The organism is Dehalococcoidia bacterium (genome assembly GCA_028711995.1).
In the GTDB taxonomy this organism is placed as follows: Bacteria; Chloroflexota; Dehalococcoidia; order SZUA-161; family SpSt-899; genus JAQTRE01.
This window is the reverse complement of record JAQTRE010000053.1, coordinates 1-19,658: the sequence shown is the minus strand read 5'-3', so window position 1 is coordinate 19,658 and position 19,658 is coordinate 1. Positions and strand designations below refer to the sequence as shown.

Here is a 19,658-nt window from a genome sequence, read left to right as displayed (position 1 = left end):
TCCACCCTGGGCAGTATCCTTATCTATTCTTTCCTGCAATTCTTTGAGTCGATCCGCGACAGGCTTCATTGAATATCCTCCTTGGTATTGACAAATGGGAACCAATTCCCATCGCCTATTCTACCCCGACGAACCTCTGATTAAGTGGTCGAAGAATGATCTTAAAGTGTTTTCGTTCTGCAAAATTCGGTTTCAGAACCTCAGTTGGGTTGGTTTTCCATCGTTACCCCATTGCTTAGAGGGGAACTTTTGCGCTCTCGGGCAGACTACCCCCTCATCAGAATGAAACCGAATCACGATATCCACCTCTTCCAGAAACTTTTCCCGGCGAGTCTTCTTCTAGTTAGTCACATGCCAGCTGGCAAAAGAGGGGCCACCGTTCGTCGGCAGATATTCTTCAAATAACCTGCCCGTATCATCGCATGAATCCAGACTTTGCCAGAGATTCCTTAGGTAGCTGATCTGAAACCCGTCTCAACAGAGAAAAAACTCGCATCCCAACTATCGGCCCCCTTCGTTCTCTCAGTGCCGCTGTAGCCTAGCAATAATCGTCTTAACAACCATCACCAACAGAACCGAGGACTCCCGCAAACCGCGACTAGTTCCTTGCATTGGTTTTGTGGGATTTGACGAGACATAAGCTATATCTTCTCTTAGCATCACTATATTCTTCAGCACGACATCTGAACAACGACCAGAAGACCCTCTTATCCCGTCCTAAAGTTATGGATGTTGAACAGATAAAGGGTCATATTTATCGATGAGACAAAGGTTGAAGAGATGAAGAGGAAACATGCTGGTATTTAAGGAAGCCTCTGATTAGGTGGCGCAAAAGACCCCCAGCCAGGGGATGTCCTCTACCGAGATCACAATTCGTGGGTGTTGATCAGCACCTTCTCAGAGCTTCCGGAAATATCCCTTCCCTTTGTGTTTTCCGGGATGTTATTACACTAGTACTTTTGGACCATATAACTAGGCCTTCTGATCGTTGCCGGACGTTACGCAAACATCTATACTCCACACAAATATACGTGACACAACGTCAGCTAGAGGTCCATATCATCTCCCCACCAGAAATTAAGGACAATGCAATGAAATTACTTGAGCCCGGAACAATCGGCACGATGGCAACTAGGAATCGAATCGTGATGTGCCCGATGGGAACGGTCGGGCTTTCCGATCTGGATGGAGGCACATCCCGACGGGTCATCGATTATTACGCTGCCAGAGCCAGGGGAGGCATTGGCCTCATCATCACCGGGGCCACGGTTGTCAATGCGAGTTTGGAGGGAGGCATGGCGGAGAAGGTCAGCCGGCTGGACAGCCCGAAATACATCAGCCGGCTTGGCGAACTCTGTGATGCCGTGCATCACTACGGAGCGAAGATTGCGGTTCAGCTGAGCCCGGGATTCGGGCGTGTCAATGCACCTCCCATCTGCGGCAAAATCGTCTCCGCGTCTCGAGTGCCATCATTCTATGACCCTCGAATTGAGGCGCGAGAGCTCACCCTAGACGAAATCAACCTGCTGCTAGTTTCCTATGCAACTGCGGCCGGAATGGTGAAGATTGCAGGAGGTGATGCAATCGAGGTGCATGGCTATGGTGGCTACCTGCTGGATCAATTTCAAACTGCGCTCTGGAATAAGCGCACAGACAAATACGGCGGAAACCTCGATGGTAGGCTCAGATTTTCCATTGAGCTGATCAATGCAGCCAGGAGCGCTGTGGGGAGTGACTTCCCCATTCTTTATAAGTTCAACCCGGTTCACGGGATACCGGGTGGACGCGAAATCGAGGAAGGGCTGGAGATATGCAAGCGGCTGGAAAAAGCCGGCGTAGCGGCTCTGCATATTGATTTCGGATGCATTGAGGTGCAATACAAATCGCTGCCCACGACATACGAGCCACAAGCCTGTCAAATTCAGTGTTCTGAAGCGGTAAAAAAGGTGGTCAGCATCCCTGTTATCGCTCACGGCAAGCTGGGTGACCCGCAAATTGCGGAAGCGGTGCTTCGGCAAGGCAAGGCGGATTTCGTTGCACTGGGCAGGCCTTTGCTGGCCGATCCGGAATGGGTGAAAAAACTCAGGCAGGGACGCACTGAGGATATCCGGCCATGCATCGGGGATATGGAAGGCTGCATCAATCGGGCTTTCTCCGGGCTCTATCTCAGTTGCACTGTCAATGCTGCCAGCGGCATGGAGAGAGAATATGCACTGCAGCCCGCTCAGCAGAAAAAATCGGTACTGGTGATCGGCGGAGGCCCAGGCGGGCTTGAGGCAGCCAGGGTGGCAGCGCTACGCGGCCATGATGTCCAATTGTGGGAGAAAGGCGCCAAGCTGGGCGGCAAACTGATACCCGCTTCTGTTCCGTCGTTCAAGCAAGACCTGCGCCGGTTGATAAACTACCTGTCTACCCAAGTGACAAAAGTCGGAGTCACGATAGAGCTCATGAAAGAGGCGACTCCTGAACTGGTGTTACAGTTAAATCCGGATGTGGCAATCGTCGCCATTGGCGCCACGACGTGGACGCCGCCGATCAAAGGCCTAGATGGGAATAAGAAGATATGCTGTTCAATTGACCTTCTGACGGGAAAAGCCAAGGCAGGAGAAAGGGTGATTGTAGCAGGAGGTGGCCTGGTGGGGTGTGAAACTGCCATGTATCTTGCAGAACAGGGCAAGCAAGTAACGATCATCGAAATGATGGACCGGCTGGTTCCAGAAGGGATCGGCAACCTCAGCGCAAAGGCCCTCTTTGACCGAATGGGGAAAAGCAAGATCGAGGTCTTGACGAATACCAAGCTGTTGGAAGTGGCCCAATCGAGCGCATCGGTAATTATCGATGGCAAACAGAGAGAGCTCGAATTTGACTGCATGGTGCATTGTCTGGGTTTCTCTCCGGATTCCAGCCTGAGAGATTCTCTTGAGGGCAAAGTCCCCGAGCTTTTTGCCATTGGTGACTGCGTTAAGCCAAGGAGAATTATCCATGCGATGTGGGAGGGCTTTCATACCGCGCGCCTGATCTAATTTACTCAACATCTCGCAAATCATATCATACAAGGAGAATGAGTTATGGACGACACAAAGAGAACCACTGATACTCCCAAGCCGCCGGCGCGTCCTTATCCCATGCATGGCGGACGAATAGTCGGTCGAATTCTAAAGGAACACGGAATCAAGTACGTCTTTGGAATTCATGGCGGCCATGTCTGGCCCTTCGAAACCGGATTTCATGAATTCGGCATCGAGCGCCTTCACCTGCGCCACGAGCAAGCCGGACCTTATGCGGCCGAGGCGTATGCGCGATGCACGCGCACACCGGGCATCTGCTACGGAACGGCGGGCCCCGGATTTACCAACATGATCTCTGGAATATCGCAAGCATGGTACAACCGTGCTCCGATGGTCGCCTTCACAGGACAGCACACCAGAGGTCAATATTTCGGCCGCGCATTTCAGGAAGCCTATCCCCAGGAGTTGACCCGGGGCATCACCCGATGGAGCCTGGAGATGTACGAGTGGGCGAATATCCCCCTTTACCTGCGCAAGGCGCTCTATGATTGCATGGTCTATCCTCCGCGCCCGATCGTGCTCTCTATGGATATGAATTCACTCTTGACCAGTGGGGACGAAAGCAAACTCGTGGGAGATGTTCCCTTGGAGCAACAAGCACCACCTGCCCCTACTTGCGGAGATCCCAAGGCGATCGAGAAGGCTGTCCGCATGTTACTTGAGGCAGAGAGGCCGATCATAGCGGCTGGAGAAGGCATACACTGGGCTGATGCGGCGGCCGAGCTTCAGGAACTCGTGGAGTTGCTGAACATTCCAGTGCACACCCGCCGAATCTCCCGAGGCGCCGTAGCCGAGGACCATCCGCTGGCCGTGAGAGCTGGCTATCGCGGCAGATTCTGGAAGGATGCCGATGTCATAGCCATTATCGGACTGCATTTGGGTGGCCTTGAGGGGCATGGTTTGCCGCCGATATGGCCCGCCAAGGCAAAACGGATTATCATCCACGAATCGGCGGAGGATGCTTGGCAGCCTCTCCCCATAGCCCTCAGAATAATCGGCAATGCCAAATCGGTCCTTCGACAGATGATCGATTGCGCCAGAAGTCTGACAAAGACAGCTCCGAAACGGACCGCTTGGCTGGAACATCTTGATCGATGCCGCGACGAGCACACCCAATGGCAGGCTGAGGCCCTCGCCGAGTATGCCGACGCCAAGCCTATACACACAGTGCGGTTGGCCGACGAGATTGCCAATTTCCTGGATCCCGATGCCACCATTGTCTATGATGCCTATGTCGGTTCGGCCTTTCTCACCGACCGTTTGAGAGCCAGGTATTCCGGGCAGGTTCTGGATTGTGGGGTATGGGGTGGAGTGGGGCATGGTATCGGCATGGGCATCGGGGCGCAACTTGCGCGGCCGGGAAAACAGGTCTGTGTGATGATGGGTGATGGGGGATTGGGTATCGGCGGCATGGACATCGAAACCGCCTCACGATACAAGCTTCCCATAGTGTATGTAGTCAGCAATAACAGCACATGGCTGGCAGGCTCTTACGACGCGTATTATAAAGGGCAGGTCTATCCGTGGGATATGCTCCCCGATATCAAGTACGATGAGATGTTCGAGCGGGTAGGCTGCTACGGCGAGACGGTGGCTGACCCGGCGGATATCCGTCCGGCCTTGGATCGGGCCTTCAATTCGGGCAAGACCTCGGTGATTAACGTATTGACGGATCCCAAGGTCTGGAATCCAACGCTGCAAACATTCAATATGACGGTCCTTGCCAAGCTCTCCTGCGATACTAGCAAGATACCCGAAGACTTCCAAGATCTTGTCATGAAGACAGGAACTCCCGAAGTGCTGGCTGAACTTCGCCGGAAGGGATATCCGATCCTGAAACCTTCCAAGGCATCCTCAAGACAGGTGCAAGCCAGCGCTAAGTTCGACGCGAAAGCATAGAAACCTCAATACCAAGTACAACACCCAATCCGCCCCTGTCGATGATGATTTCGATAGGGGCGGATTGGGCTTGTGATCGTAATCCGCTGGAGGGCGTGATATAGATACCCACGCCTTTACAGGCGTGGTACTTGCGGGTTCAAGCGGAGCTTGTCCTGCTTCGCAGGAATCGGCTCTCACCCCCGCCTTCACAGGCGGGGAACTCCCGCTTGATTAGAAATTCGGTCTCACGCTCTGAAGTTCCGTGAACATCCATTGCGCCACTTTCAAAGGTAAGCACACTCCATGCGGGAATCAAGTCTCATTTCTCAAGCAACCAACACGCACCAGCCATAGTGATACCCAATGAAGCTCTGATTTCACCAAACAGGTGATAGCTGTTGCGCTGAAAAGAGGGAGATTGAAATGGCAGCACTAAAAAAGATGTTCAGCCCGATCAAGATCGGGAGAGTGGAGCTAAACAATCGTATTGTCCTCGCTCCAATGCACATGTGGTGGGCTGCCAAAGAAGGCACTTACTCTCAGAAGATGATCGATTACTATGAGGCACGGGCCAAAGGCGGAGTCGGGCTGATTACTCTGGGAGACACATCGGTGGCCTACCCGTCGCCGTACTTTCCATATGGCATCGGTGTCTGGGATGACAGGCAGATCCCGAGTCTTAAAGAATTGGCTAAATCGGTCCATGCTCATGGAGGCAGGGTAATACCGCAGCTTGTGCACCGGGGACCGGATGCCTTTTGCTCGCTTCAGGGGATCGAACCGATTGGGCCCTCCCCTACATTGAGTAAACTGACGGGACATCGGGTCAAAGAACTTTCTCTGGAAGAGATCGAAAGGGTGATAGACCAGTTTGGCGAGGCGGCCAGGCGGGTGAGAGATGCAGGTTGCGATGGAGTAGCAGTACACGCTGCCCATAGCTATCACCTGCTGGGGTGTTTCCTGTCGGCCCTGCGAAACAAACGGGCCGACGCCTATGGCGGCTCGATTGAAGGGAGACTGAAGCTGCTGCTGGAGGTTCTTCAGAGTATCCGGGCCAGAGCAGGCAATGACTTTCCCATCGTCCTGCGAATTTCTGGCGACGATCTGGTGCCGAGTGGGCGGCCTATCGAGGAAACACAATACATCGTCCCGATACTTGTCGAAGCAGGGGTGGCTGCTTTTCACGTCTCGGCCGGAGTCTATCCTGAACTGTTATGGCGAGTGATACCTCCCAACGGCTCGCCTCGAGGTTTAAACGCATCCTTATCAGTAGCCGTGAAGAAAGTGACAAAGCTACCTGTAATGGTGGTGGGGAGAATCACTGATCCCCGACTGGCAGAACACATCCTGAATGAAAACCAGGCAGATATGGTGGTTATGGGAAGGGCTCTTCTGGCTGACCCTGAGTTACCCAGAAAGGCAGCGGAGGGAAGATTCGAGGACATTATCCCATGTGTTGGGTGCTGCCGGTGTACTGCCGGCGGTGTCGGTAAAGAGACGACCTGCATGGTCAATCCATCCGTGGGTAGGGAGAAAGAGATGACCCTTATCCCAACAAAGAAGCCCAGAAAGGTGCTGGTAGCTGGCGGAGGCCTCGCCGGATTGGAGGCAGCCCGGATAGCGGCTCTGAGAGGGCATCAGGTCAGCTTGTGCGAGAAAGGGGGGAAACTGGGAGGACAATTCAATCTGGCATCTATTCCCCCTTACAAACAGGACCTGTCGCTGGCAATACAATATCTCTCCCGGCAGATCGAAAAAGCTGGTGTCATTACCAAGCTGAATACGGAGGTTACACCGAATCTGATTGGGGAGATCAAGCCGGATGTTGTAGTGATAGCCACAGGAGGGAGTCCCTGCATCCCTGATCTTCCCGGAATCGATGGAAAGAACGTGGTTACTGCCCATGATGTGCTGGGTGGCGCAGTCGCCATGAGGTTTAAGAATGTTCTGGTCATCGGGGGAGGTGCGGTGGGTTGTGAGGTAGCTGAATTCGTGGCCGAACAAAGTGAGATGACCATAGGTGGTGCGGTGGTGAGCATTGTGGAGATGTTACCCGCTATCGCTACTGATATGCCCGGCGGGCCACGAGCCTGGCTCCTGCACAGACTGCGCGAAAAGGGAGTGAGGATGACTACCTCTGCTACAGTCAAAGAGGTTCTGGACGACGGGGTGGCGATCGCTCAGAACGGCACGGAATCAACTATCCGTGGAATCGACTTGATCGTCCTAGCTCTGGGGGTGAAGCCGATCGATGAACTGACTTCGGTGCTCAAGGACAAAGTGGCTGAATTCCATGTGATAGGAGACGCCAAAAATCCTCGCACAGCCCTAGAGGCTATCGCCGAGGGGGCACAGGTCGGAAGAGACGTCTGAGCTTGCAGGGGACGCTTTACTAGGCCGATGCTCTCAGGTTGTCTTCCTAATCCATCGTGCCTTCCTCTTTACCCTTCTTGGGGAATAGCTCAGAGAAGGCGGCGCGCCGTCCGAATTCCGACATTCTATCAGGCCCTATAGCCCGGAACAACTGGCCACCACGCAGAAACATGGGATGAATAACGTGACGATCAACCACCACATCGATCACGCTGGTTTTCCCTGAGTTGAAGCTGCGCTCAAGAGCAGGCCGAATATCCTGAGGATGTTCCACATGCTCCACATGACAGCCAAAAGGTTCAAAAACCTTGTCATAACGGACACCGGGCGTCAGATCGGAAACATTCCCTATCCGGCCATCGGCAAGGCGCAACTCGCGGCAGAAATTGTCGGTCATGCTGCTCAGCCAGGAACTGTTGTTATTGATCAGATATACCACGGGCAGGCGGCATCTAATGGCTGTTTCGATATCAAATCCACCGGCGCCAATCCCCCCATCACCCATCATCACAAAGACCTGCTTGCCTGGCCGGGCCAGTTGAGCTCCGATTCCCATGCCCACTCCATGCCCTATGGTGATCCACTCTCCCGTATCCAGTATCTGCCCGGCAAACTTTGATTCGATCCTTTCCGTCAGGGATGAGCTTCCCACCAGAGCATCAAAGACGATTGTGGCGCTATCGTCCAAAAACTCCACAATCTCCTTGGCCAGAAAAGCGGGGTGAATAGGGCTAGCTACACACGCTCTCTCTGCTGCCTTGTTCAGCTTCTGGGACTGGGCTCTCTTGATACCGGCCACAGCATCGAGCCAGGCTTGTCTTCTTGTAGGCTCGACCGATGCGGTTCGAGCGTAATCGATCATTTGCTTTAAGATGGCTTTGGCATCACCAAGAAGAACCATTTCCGTCGGCGAACCGCAATGGATTTCCTGCTCGCTGTGACATACCTGGATGAGTCTAGTGTGCCGAGCCCACTCACCATAATTCTCCAGATATCCAAGCGATAATCCGATTATCATGGCCACATCAGCCTTTGCCAGCACATCTCCTCTGGCCCGGCCTCCAAATGCCAGGGGGTGGTTTTCGGGAACGGCACCACGTGCCACCCGTCTTGTCATGACCGGGCATTGGACCAGTTCCACGAATTCGTTGAGTTCCGTCCAGGCTCCTGCCCAGTATATCTCATCACCCCCTGCAATCACTGGCCTTTCGGCCTCAAGGAGAATCCTCACCGCTTGCTCCACCGCCTTGCTATCAGCCCCACCCGGCATGGGAGGCTCGTGGAGATACGACTTCTGGTATCCTCGCTGTTCACCTACGTCACGCTGGCTGGCCAGGAAGTTCTCCGGAATTTCCACCACTGCTGGTCCAGGCGGATACGCAGATGCTTCTATGAACGCTCGCTTCACATGATGGGCAACGAGGCGTCTGTCAACCACCCTGGTGGTCAGTTTCGCAATACCTCTCAACGCATCAGCAGCATAGGATTTAGCCGAAGCCCCTTTTACATCATCAAAGGTAGGATGTTGGGACACCAGTGCAACCACAGGGCTCTTGGCATAGTAGGCTTGTGCTATGCCGCTGGACGCATAAGTATAGCCTGGACCTCCCATGAGCATACACACACTCGGACGACGCTTGGCCCGGGCATAAGCGTCCGCAGCAAACGCAGCGGCCTGTTCGTGACGCATGTTGACAAGTTTTACACCGTTATCAGACGCTCCTGTGTATAGAAAGATGACACCATTTCCATACACACCGAAGGCATGCTCCACTCCCTCTTCCTTTAGTATGCCGCCGACCACATGCGCTATGCTTGCAGGTTTGTCTGTCATATGCTCCTACCTCATTGGCCACAATTTCCGATATTCGATCTATCCTTGTCTCCCCTGAAATCAGGACGGGTTATGTATGCCGTTTACTTAGCTCCTCAATCAGAGCGGGAATGACCTCATGGAGGTCGCCCACGATGCCGTAATCCGCAATGCCGAAGATATCTGCCCGGGGATCTGTATTTATGGCCACGATGGTATCGGAGTCCCACACACCCGAGATGTGCTGGATGGCTCCCGATATGCCGCAGGCGACATAGAGTTGCGGTTTGACCGTCTTGCCGGTTTGGCCGATCATGCGATCACCCGTGATCCAGCCTTCGTCTAAGGGATACTTGGTGGTTCCTATCTCAGCCCCCAACACTTCGGCGAGCTGATGGATCACGGCAAATTTCTCGGCCGAACCCACGCCCATGCCCGCCCCGACGATGATCCGGGCTTCCTCAAGTTTAGCGCCTTTCTTGATCTCCTTAACCCTCTTCACGATCTTGACCGGCATATCGGAGGCTTCCAGCCGTACGGGAACATGGATGATCTGCCCTGTGCGTTTGGCATCTTTTTCCAGCGCCCGCATCACGCCCGGCCTAACGGTGGCCATCTGCGGTCTAGCCTGGGCGCAGACGAAGATGTACATCATGCTCGCTCCGTAGCCGGGCTTGGTGCTTAACAGGAGGCCGCTCTCCTTTTCGATAGCCAGATCGGTGCAGTCTGCGGTGAGGCCAACCCCCGACCTCTTAGCTACCCTGGGGGCCAGGTCCCTGCCGATATCGGTGGCCCCGAAGAGCAGTATCTCCGGTTTGGACTCCAGAATCTGCTTGGTTATGACAGTTGTGTAGGAACCTGTCATGTAGTGGCTCAGTTGAGGATCATCGGCAAGATACACTTTGTCAGCGCCGTAGTGGATCAGGTCTTGAGCCAGATTCTCCATCTGCCAGCCCAGCAGAACTGCGGAGAGTTGTGTGTTTAGACTGCCAGCTAGGTCGCGCCCTTTTCCCAGCAACTCCAGGGATACAGCGCTCAACCGACCGTTCGTCTGCTCGGCAAAGACCCATACGCTATGATATTCGTTAAAGCTCATTTCTCCTCCCGATCAGATCAAATGCTTGACTTCCAGATCATTCAGGACATTTTGAACCGCATCCTCCACCGAGCCTTTGTAAATCTTCCCCGACCGTTTCCGCGGCTGAGGGACGAATGCCCGGGTCATTTGTGTGAGTGAACCACCGAGACCGATCTTGTCCTTATTCAGATTGAGGTCATCGGCATTCCAAACCGTGACGTCCTCTTGTCTGCATGCGTCCAGGATGTCGACAATGGTCGGTTTTCCAGGGGTGTTGATCTCCTTGGTGACGGTTACCAGAAGGGGCAACTTCGCCTCCGCCACCTCATAGCCGTCCGAAAGTGATCGCTCCGCTTGGAGAGTTCCCCCCTCGATTTGGAGCTTGCGCACATAGGTGATCTGGGGCAACTGAAGCTCTTCGGCCAGTTGCGGCCCGACCTGGGCGGTATCGCCATCCGAAGTCTGCTTTCCGCAGAGAATCAGGTCAAAGTCTCCCAGCTTTCTGACCGCGCTTGCCAGCACATACGAGGTGGCCGATGTGTCCGCTCCGGCAAAGGACGGATCGCTGAGCAGTATCGCCGCATCCACACCCATGGCCAGGGATTCCCGGAGCGATTCCTCTGACTGAGGCGGGCCCATGGTGACGGCCGTCACTCTCCCCCCGTGTTTGGCTTTGAGCAACAGCGCCTCCTCCAGGGCGTGTTTATCGTCCGAGTTGATATCGGAAGGGCACCCTTCCCTCACCAGAGCACCTGTACGAGTATCGATGGGCACCTTGGCCGCGCTGGGAACTTGCTTTATGCAGACAATAATTTTCATCTCAAGCCTACCTCAAATGTATTTGGCGAAAGAACCGAGGGACATCCCCTCGACAGGCCCTCAACCGCTGGTGGGAGACCTCCCGATGCTAAGGAATCTCTTGCCAAGTGGTGGACGATGCTTTCTATCGGGGGTTTGGGGGGTGAATAATACTTACTCAGAGCCCCCTAATTCATCAGATGTCCGGCGATGATGGACCTCTGAACCTCGCTTGATCCCTCAATCAGCTCATTCTCCTTGACCGCCCGATAAATTCGTTCGATCTTGAAATCCCTGATAAAGCCATACGAGCCGTGAATCTGCATGCTCATATCCACTGCCTCTTTGGCCATTCGGGTGGTGAACAACTTGATCATGGAAGACTCTTTGAGGATATCAGACCCCTGGTCCTTTAGAGATGCGGTTCTATAGGTCATCCACCGTGAGCCTTCCACCCGGACTGCGGCCTCGGCCAACAGCCACTGGATGGCCTGCATGAAACCGATGGGCACGCCTCTCCGGGTCCTCTGTTTGGCATACTTGACTCCTTCATCCAGCGCAGCCTGAGCCATAGCCACCGATTTGATCGATAGCCCCAACCTGCCCACTGCCGCCGCCGCCAGCAGGATATTGAATCCCTTCCCTACCTCACCCAGAAGCCGGCTCCTATGTACCCGCACGTTAATAAATCGGGTGTCCATCGTCTCAGTCCCCAGGTTTCCCATCAGCTCGTAAGGTTTGGAGTTTATGTATCCTTCCTGGTTCTTATCGACAATGAAAGCGGTTGTCTTTACCCCGTCGATATTGGCGAAGACCACTGCCGGGCCATCGAGATCCCCTTTGGTATTGAAACGCTTGATGCCGTTGATCACCCAGAAGTCGCCATCGCGTTCGGCCCTGGTGACCAGCGACTTGGGATCAGAACCCGTAGACGGCTCCGTAAAGGCCCAGCTTCCCACCGTCTCGCCAGTGCACATCGGCCTCAAAAACCGCTCTTTCTGCTCTTCCGTCCCGAACTTAACGATACCCAAACCTACCATGCCGCACATGTTCATGAAGCTGCTGCTTGCAGACACCGGATAGTGCATTTGTTCCAGAGCCAGCACCCAATTGAGATAACCCGAATCGCCGCCCCCGTATTTTCTGGGCAAGGGCATTCCCAGAAGACCGGCCTTCCCCATCTTGTAGACGATCTCACGCGGGACTTTCTTCTCCCGCTCAATCTTGTCCGCAATGGGCTCAATCTCAGTCTTGGCGAACTCACGGGCTGCCTTCTGGATGAGCTTCTCTTCAATGGTCAGACGAAAATCCATCGGACTAACCTCCTTCAGCCGGATAGATAGACACGCCTTTTGAGGGATGTCAGTTCGTATCACTTAAGCAGGGTTTGTCCTGCCCAGTAAATAGTAGCTGCTGTTGTCCTGTATGGCTATCACTATCAATTGACCAGGCGGCTATGAGCCAAGGATCAGACCAGCATGTGCGGACAGCGGTATCCCCCATCGATCTGGAGAGTCTTTCCCGTAACCCATTCTGACGCATCAGCTGCTAAAAAGACTGTCGCCGCAGCAATATCCTGTGGCGTACCCAAACGCTTGATCGCCAGGTGGGATATCAATTCAGTCTTTGCCGCCTCCGACATAGTCTCTACTAATCCCTCCGTGGCGATGGGGCCTGAGGCGATGCAATTGACGCGGACATTGAAAGGGGCAAGCTCCGATGCAAGCGAGTCGGTCAAATTGACAACAGCTGCTTTGGCCGCCCCATAAGCGGCTTGACGCGGCGTGCCCACCAGTCCCGCGCCGGATGCAATATTGATGATGGCCCCGCTCCTCTGTCCCAACATCGTCTTCAATACGGCTTGTGTACATATGACACAAGACTTCAGGTTTACGCGCAGCACGGCGTCCCACCGATTCTCGCTGATATCCATGAAGGAAGATGGAAAGCCACCTCCTCCAACATTGTTCACCAGAATGTCAATCCGCCCAAACTCTGCGATCGTCTTTTGCACCACATTTTGCACCTGTTCACTATTGCGGACGTCTGCGGGTATGGCCAGGGTACGCCGACCAAGAGCACGGACTTCGGCAGCGGTGGCTTCAATATGTTCCACTGTCCGCGCGACGACAACCACATTTGCCCCAGCTTCCGCAAGGCCAAGAGCAATGCCTTTACCAATACCCTTCCCCGCTCCGGTTACGATTGCCACCCTGTCTGTGAGCTGAAACTTCGACAGTATCACGATCCTAATCCCCCTTGAAGTTTTCTGGTCACTCTGGCCAATCCAGCACACTCTTCGATTTCATAACGAAAAGGGTGATCTGTCGTTGCCGACACATCACCCTTCATCCTAACCGCATGAACTGTGAAGATTCCTGCGCTCCTGACGACCTTTGATAAGACGCCAAATACTGGTCCGAACAGATCGATGGAACAGTATTTGGTAACTCTTCCATTAGCCCACACCTATCCTGTTACATGTTACTTTCAGCTTCTTGCCTTGACAAGAGCCTTGTCTTTGATAGCTTTTGCCGGTTGGTCTTCCTCCAAGGCGCTTGCCCCCTTTCCCCATGAATCCCACCTCAACTCACGACCTTCGAATTCCTTCGCTATGAATTCGGGCGAGGCCGGTTTGTACTTGGAAGGATATGCCCAATACGTCTGTGGTGGCCCGTAAGGAGGCACAAATTCCATATTCGCAGTGGGTATGTTCCATTCCACAGGATACTTGACAGGTCTGCCCGACTTTGTGCACCATGAAGGCAGACTCTGCTCCACCACCCATTCGAACACCCTGCCGAGCTGTAGCATTTTGTCAATGTCAACCCCTACGTCGATCCCCATTTCATCAAGCATTACAAGGATATCTTCTGTTGAGCTATTGCCGGTGCCACAGAAGTTAGTGTAGGTGGGGCCGGTCCCGATGCCAGGCACAGCATCGACTATGTTTGCCGGTTGACCTCCGCCCAGTCCTAAAGAGGTTTCCACTATTCTGGCACCGGCCGTGATGGCTGCTAAGTTGTTTGCCAAAGCCATGCCCCGGGCCTCGTGGAAATGGGATATCCTGAATTTGACCTCACTGTCGTACTTTCCATACCGATCCACCAGAGTGGCCATGTATTCATGGGCTCTCAGCGGGTTGCATTCCCCGGTGGTGTCGCAAGGAGTGAAGTTACGTATTCCCAAATCAAGGCCACGATCCATTATCTCAACAACACTCTTCACGGGAACTGGTCCCGCAAGTGGCGAGCCATAGACGCAGGATATGGCCATATCGATGTCAAAATCATTCTCCTTGGCAATCCGCACCAACTCCGGAATTTCGCGGAAAAATTCCTCTCTTGTCTTGTTGGCATTCCTTCTGCCATGAAGGTCTTCCGCAGAAATTGTGAATGCCATGAGATGAGGCCCATAGCCTCCCTGTCTCGCTTGAGCTGCCCTTTCAAAAGCCCTCTTGTTCATACCATAGCATTTCAGCTTGACCCCGCCCTTCTTTACCGGCTCCAAACCCCAGACTTTCTTCATAATTTCCTCAGCATCCCTGCTTTGAGGTATTATTTTGGGGTGACCGAAGTTTGTGACTTCGATTGTTTTGTATCCTGCTTTGATAAATTGTTCTGCAAACCATAGCTTGGTTTCCGTTGGCACAAACTTTGTCATACTCTGCATGCCATCTCTAAGCAGAACTTCAACCATCTCGACTTTCTTTGGTAAGTGCTTGCTCATTTCGAATTTCATTAGATGACCTCCTTGGTTCTTAATTGTTCGATTTCCTCCCAACTGAAGCCCGCCCATTCCATCAATACCGTTTCCGTGTGCTGACCGAACTCGGGAGCAGCCATCCTCAGCTTTCCCGGCGTTCTGCTGAGCCCAACAGGCATTCCTACCATCTTTATGGGCCCGGCAACGGGATGTTCAAAGTCCACAAGGTACGCGTTGGCAGCCATCTGAGGATCTGCAACTACATCGGCATAATCATTTACCGGACCACAGGGGATGTCCACCTCCTCCAGCTTGTGAATCCACTCATCCCTAGGCAGAGTGGCGAAAACTTTATCCAGGATCGCAATCAGTTTCTCAGCATTATCACCCCGTCCATCGATCGAATCAAATCGAGGGTCCTTTTCAAGTTGTCCGATATTCAAAACCCTGCAAAAATCAGGCCAAAATCGCTGAGATTGGAGTGCTGCAAGAATGATCCACTTCCCGTCTCCTGCCTTATAGTTATTCCACAGGGCATTACGAACTTTTCTCCGCGACACTCTGCCTGGTGCCTTCCCAGAGAAAAGACATCGCTGAAGAGCAAGTTGTCCCATAGCCGCTTGGCTTCCCAGAAGAGAAACGTCCACCTCCTGGCCAATTCCGGATCGCTCGCGTTCAAAAAGCGCTAACATGATCCCATAAGAAAGCGTTAATGCACCAACCCAGTCGGCAACGCCATTGACCTGAACCAAAGGTGGAGGCTCATTGGGATCTCCGCTCACACTCAACATGCCTCCCCTACCCTGGGCTATTACGTCAAAAGACGGCTTTTCTCTATCAGGGCCATTTTTACCGAATCCGTTGGCAGAGGCATAGATCAACCGGGGATTAATCGCAGAGAACGTAGCGTAATCGATGTTCAATCGCTCTGCAACCCCTAAGCGGAGATTTTGCACGAAAACATCAGCCTTCTCCACCAGCCGATACAAAACCTTCTTCCCCTCTTTTTTCTTAAGGTCCAGAGTAATGCCTGACTTGTTACGGTTGTGACACTCAAAATAGGTGTTCAGAGTGCTATGATCGCTCTTCCATACTAGACCTCTACCCGGATCGCCCTTCTCCCGGTCTTCAATCTTGACTACATCCGCCCCCATGTCTGCCAGCATCTGTGTTGCCACCGGGCCTTGTTGCCAAATGGTAAGATCCAACACCTTTATGCCTTCAAGCGCCATACCCATCACAAGTTCTCCTCAATACACACATTGTGCTCTACGTTACGATAATCGTTGTCGATTATTTTACGAGATAGCTATTCTGGTTAGAGGATAGCTGCTTGCACCAAGTACTTCAACGGCCGGAAGGCTTAGCGATCCTGTCCGAAAGTACGGGTACAAGGCGACACAGATTCAAGAATGGTGGAAAGGAGAATGCTTACGAGAGTAACAAGAGGTTAATGGTAACTCGCGGATTGTATTCAAAAATTTCCAAGCTATAGATGCTTTGTTAAGCCGATCCTGACATCGGAATTGCGACCAGGACAATTGACCCTTTACCCTTCTGGGATCTAATATGGATGTCAGCGCCAATATCCATACTTCGCTCATTCATACCAATAAGACCCAGCTTGCCTTTGTTGGCGAGACTGGTTAGTCTGGCTGGCACCTTGAAGCCACAGCCATTATCTCTTATTGACAGGGTTATCCATTCCTCACCAAAATCAAGGGACACCTTTGCCACTGAAGCCTTGGCATGGCGGTGGACATTGTTAATGGCTTCCTGGGCAATTCGGAATACCGACAACTCGACATTATCCGGCAAACGTCTTTCTCGTCCTGTGATACATACTTCTACTTTTAACCCACTGCTTCTCAGTGTATTGGCAGTGAGCCATCGTAATGTGGGAGCCAACCCCATATCGTCTAACAAAGGTGGTCTTAAGTTCCAGGTGAAAGTTCGCAAGTCAATTAGCGCGTTTTCAATCACCTCGCACAAATCACCAAAGCCCTCAGGGCACCTACCATTAATATCCTGCAGCCGGTTATATATTGATATCAATGACTGGATTGTGCTGTCGTGAAGGTCTCTGGACAGACGCTTGCGCTCCTTCTCTTGGGCTTTTATGACCTGTCTGGCATAGAATCTCAGGGATTGCTGTAGCTTTAGGTTCGCAGCTTCCCACCTTTTCCTTTCGGTTATGTCTCTCACGTAGACAATTGTGACTTGCCTTTTCGGATGAAGCGTAGCCATACCAAGGCAGATTTCAACGGGTGTGGTACCGCCACCTTTCTTGAACACCTCAGATTCATAACGCAAAGGTGTGCCTGGTTGCTCGCAAATAATCTCGTTGCTAAACAAATCCTTTATCTTCATGCCCAAAATGTCATCTGCGAAGTGCCCTGAGAGTCTTTCAATCTCTTCGTTGGCATAAATGCAAGATAGTTGCTCTTGATTTCCCTTTTCAAAGGCAATGATTCCTTCGCCAGCTTTTGAGGCACTTTTCGACAGGAGACGATAGTCGCTGGTCGTTTCCCTCGCCAAGGAGGCTGCCTGATCCTCATCTGTAATACGTGCCATCACTCCAGCAACAGCCGGTTTATCCTGATACATCGTTGCCCATACTGCACACCTAACTGGCACTCTGGAACCATCTTTTGCCAGTGCCAATGTGTTATAGTAGGCTATAGATTTGTCTCGTCCTTTCAGTAGGTCACGGTTTATCTTCAATACCTCCTCGCGGCATTCCGGTGCGATTGCATACGTAAAGGGAAGTCCAATGACATCCCTCGTTGCATACCCTGATGATGCCGTGTCAAAGCGGCTATAGACAAGTTTTTCATCCTGAAACACGAAATGAACGCCTCTCATTTCTTCAAGTGAGCGCAGGAATTCGGCTTTCATCAGGGAACCCCCAACAATACTCTGAAACCTTTAGATATGAATCCAATTGTTTCTTATAGCCACCAACACAGCTTCAGTTCTAGATCCCACCTGCAACTTGCCGAAGATATTTACCAGATGACCTTTTACCGTACGAACGCTGATATCGAGTGCCTCTGCAATATCTTTATTGCTCATACTGTTAGCGGCCATCTGAAGGACTTGCGTTTCTCTAGGTGTCAAATATTGACCCTCAAATATTCTAAGGGAACTGGGTTTGCGAACCGCAACATTTTTAAGTAGCGTGTGGTAGGCAATCGTATCAAAGACGAATTCTCCTTCAGCGACTGCTCGGATCGCTTGGACTAGCTGTTTGCTATAGGAAGTCTTCAACAAATAGCCAGCTGCCCCTGCTGCAATAAGCCCCATGATGTACTCATCTTCGCTGTGTATCGTCAAAACCAGCACCGGCATGGTCGGGTGCCTTGCCTTGATCTTCTCGGTGGCCTGCAATCCACTCATCCCAGGCATACCAACATCCATAATTACCACATCAGGCAGGAGATCGTTCGCAAATTTGATCGCCTCCTCTCCATTGCTGGCCTCGCCAACAATTTCAAAGTCGGGTTGTCGCTGCAATATTTCCCGAATGCCGTCGCGCATCATTTTATGATCATCCACTATGAGTATTCTTATTTTTGACATGTTTTCTACCACCCTTCTAATTGATCACTAGGAAAGCGGCTTCTTGGGACTTCATAGTAAATAGAACTCGCCATTATCTATGACAATAACCACCAATAGTGATCCACCGGTTGGAAGTGTACCGTTGGGCTGCATTGTCGTTCCACTACCCCGAGGCCGAGTAGACATATGCGCCTCATTTATAATAATGTGATCCGGATGACTTTCGAGGAATGGTCTCTGAACCGTGATTTATTGATGAAGTCAATGCTCACCGCTGAGTTGCGAAAGCACTTTTAGATCCTACTGAATCCGCAAAGGGATAATTCATCTGCCCGCTAGGCGACTCTTTCAGTCATGTTTAATTAGGCTTATTAAACATCCGTAGGCAATGTTTGTCAACCACTTCAAATGATCTGCCCCCTGGAAACCGACACACTAATCACATTAACCAGTATATCGCTCCGAAGGTTTGGTGTGAAAGATCGCTTCCACGATGCTTTCTTCCCATTTTTATTAGACGGCGTTGGCCAGAGCCACCTGGGGCAATGGTCGAGATTCCACTACGTCTCAGCTCCTGAAATCTCTATCTTCAGAGGCTCACAGTGGTACGAGATGTGCCCAATCCCTTCACAATAACATCACTCGACGTCCCTGAAGCTACTATCAGACAAGTTCGTGCTTGCAACATCCTTTTTGGGAGTCGTTCGAGCTCCAGTCGTGATTTCCCCGAGTCATTCTTTGTTCATCCAGCATCGCCAAGACATTGGCTCGTTTCCACATACCCTACTGATGCCATGCAAGCGGTCATATTGTTTGCATATTACGGAGGACACTACACTAGCACTTGGACAAGTTTGTGAGAGCCCAGCGGGGTGCCTTTCCGGCCCCTTCCTTTGTGGGCCATAGGATGCCTGGTTCACCACAATACAATCCAGCCCCAACTCTCGAAATATCAGAGCAGTCCGGAACCCGTAAAGACTGCCTCATGAGAAAGATGAAAAGTGCCACTCAGGTTGCGAGTGTCCTAATGAGATATGAGTATTTCCGGGGACGGCCCCATTGACCAAGTTCTGAGCATGAGGCCGTTGTTCCAGATGAACAACGCGCGCTCTCTATGGACATCCGGGCTGATGTAGATTCGATATTCCATAACTTTAGGACGGGATGGATAGGTCTTCTGATCCTGTACCTACAACATGCGGAGGAATATAGTGTTATAAGACGGAAGGAGTAAGCTACGTAATGGACTTTGATCTTCCAGAAGAACACCAGATGTTTCAGAAAGCGATCAGGGATTTTGCCGAAAAAGAGGTAAGCCTCTATGTGAATGAATGTGAAGACAGTCACGAGATGCCGATGGAGCTGTTCCGTAAGATGG

Annotated in this window: 12 protein-coding genes; 3 read left to right on the top strand and 9 right to left on the bottom strand. The window is 52.2% G+C overall.

All coding sequences use genetic code 11. From position 1 onward, the window contains the following. Positions 1-1,091: 1,091 nt before the first annotated feature. The 3 genes from PHV74_08720 (at position 1,092) to PHV74_08710 (ending at position 7,322) form a co-directional block, all read left to right on the top strand. On the top strand, positions 1,092-3,023 hold the full coding sequence (locus PHV74_08720; GenBank protein ID MDD5094445.1) for an FAD-dependent oxidoreductase: 1,932 nt from the start codon (positions 1,092-1,094) through the stop codon (positions 3,021-3,023). Between the two features lie 45 nt (positions 3,024-3,068). After that, entirely contained in the window at positions 3,069-4,967 is a 1,899-nt protein-coding gene (locus PHV74_08715; protein ID MDD5094444.1) for a thiamine pyrophosphate-binding protein, read from the top strand. A 405-nt stretch (positions 4,968-5,372) separates the two neighbouring features. Next, a complete protein-coding gene (locus tag PHV74_08710) occupies positions 5,373-7,322 on the top strand; it encodes an NAD(P)/FAD-dependent oxidoreductase (GenBank protein MDD5094443.1) in 1,950 nt (649 codons plus the stop codon). A gap of 46 nt (positions 7,323-7,368) precedes the next feature. On the opposite strand, the gene PHV74_08705 is transcribed toward PHV74_08710, so the two are convergent. The 9 genes from PHV74_08705 to PHV74_08665 all read right to left on the bottom strand — a co-directional run bounded on the left by PHV74_08705 (position 7,369) and on the right by PHV74_08665 (position 18,298). Further along, on the bottom strand, positions 7,369-9,156 hold the full coding sequence (locus PHV74_08705; GenBank protein ID MDD5094442.1) for a thiamine pyrophosphate-binding protein: 1,788 nt from the start codon (positions 9,154-9,156) through the stop codon (positions 7,369-7,371). 70 nt (positions 9,157-9,226) lie between these two features. Beyond that, the gene (locus PHV74_08700) at positions 9,227-10,231 is read right to left on the bottom strand and encodes an electron transfer flavoprotein subunit alpha/FixB family protein (GenBank protein MDD5094441.1); all 1,005 of its coding nucleotides are present in this window, start codon (positions 10,229-10,231) and stop codon (positions 9,227-9,229) included. Between the two features lie 12 nt (positions 10,232-10,243). Then, a complete protein-coding gene (locus tag PHV74_08695; GenBank protein ID MDD5094440.1) occupies positions 10,244-11,032 on the bottom strand; it encodes an electron transfer flavoprotein subunit beta/FixA family protein in 789 nt (262 codons plus the stop codon). A 167-nt stretch (positions 11,033-11,199) separates the two neighbouring features. Next, the gene (locus PHV74_08690) at positions 11,200-12,324 is read right to left on the bottom strand and encodes an acyl-CoA dehydrogenase family protein (protein ID MDD5094439.1); all 1,125 of its coding nucleotides are present in this window, start codon (positions 12,322-12,324) and stop codon (positions 11,200-11,202) included. 155 nt (positions 12,325-12,479) lie between these two features. Continuing rightward, a complete protein-coding gene (locus PHV74_08685; GenBank protein ID MDD5094438.1) occupies positions 12,480-13,256 on the bottom strand; it encodes a glucose 1-dehydrogenase in 777 nt (258 codons plus the stop codon). A 245-nt stretch (positions 13,257-13,501) separates the two neighbouring features. Continuing rightward, on the bottom strand, positions 13,502-14,752 hold the full coding sequence (locus PHV74_08680) for a hypothetical protein (GenBank protein MDD5094437.1): 1,251 nt from the start codon (positions 14,750-14,752) through the stop codon (positions 13,502-13,504). Further along, complete coding sequence (locus PHV74_08675) at positions 14,752-15,954, bottom strand: CoA transferase (GenBank protein MDD5094436.1); 1,203 nt, start codon at positions 15,952-15,954, stop codon at positions 14,752-14,754. Before PHV74_08675 ends, PHV74_08680 begins: the two co-directional genes overlap by 1 nt. Before the next feature lie 265 nt (positions 15,955-16,219). Then, on the bottom strand, positions 16,220-17,614 hold the full coding sequence (locus PHV74_08670; GenBank protein ID MDD5094435.1) for a PAS domain-containing sensor histidine kinase: 1,395 nt from the start codon (positions 17,612-17,614) through the stop codon (positions 16,220-16,222). Between the two features lie 30 nt (positions 17,615-17,644). Next, positions 17,645-18,298 carry a response regulator transcription factor gene (locus tag PHV74_08665; GenBank protein MDD5094434.1) on the bottom strand — a complete coding sequence of 218 codons (654 nt, stop codon included), beginning with the start codon at positions 18,296-18,298 and terminating at the stop codon, positions 17,645-17,647. Positions 18,299-19,658: the final 1,360 nt, after the last annotated feature.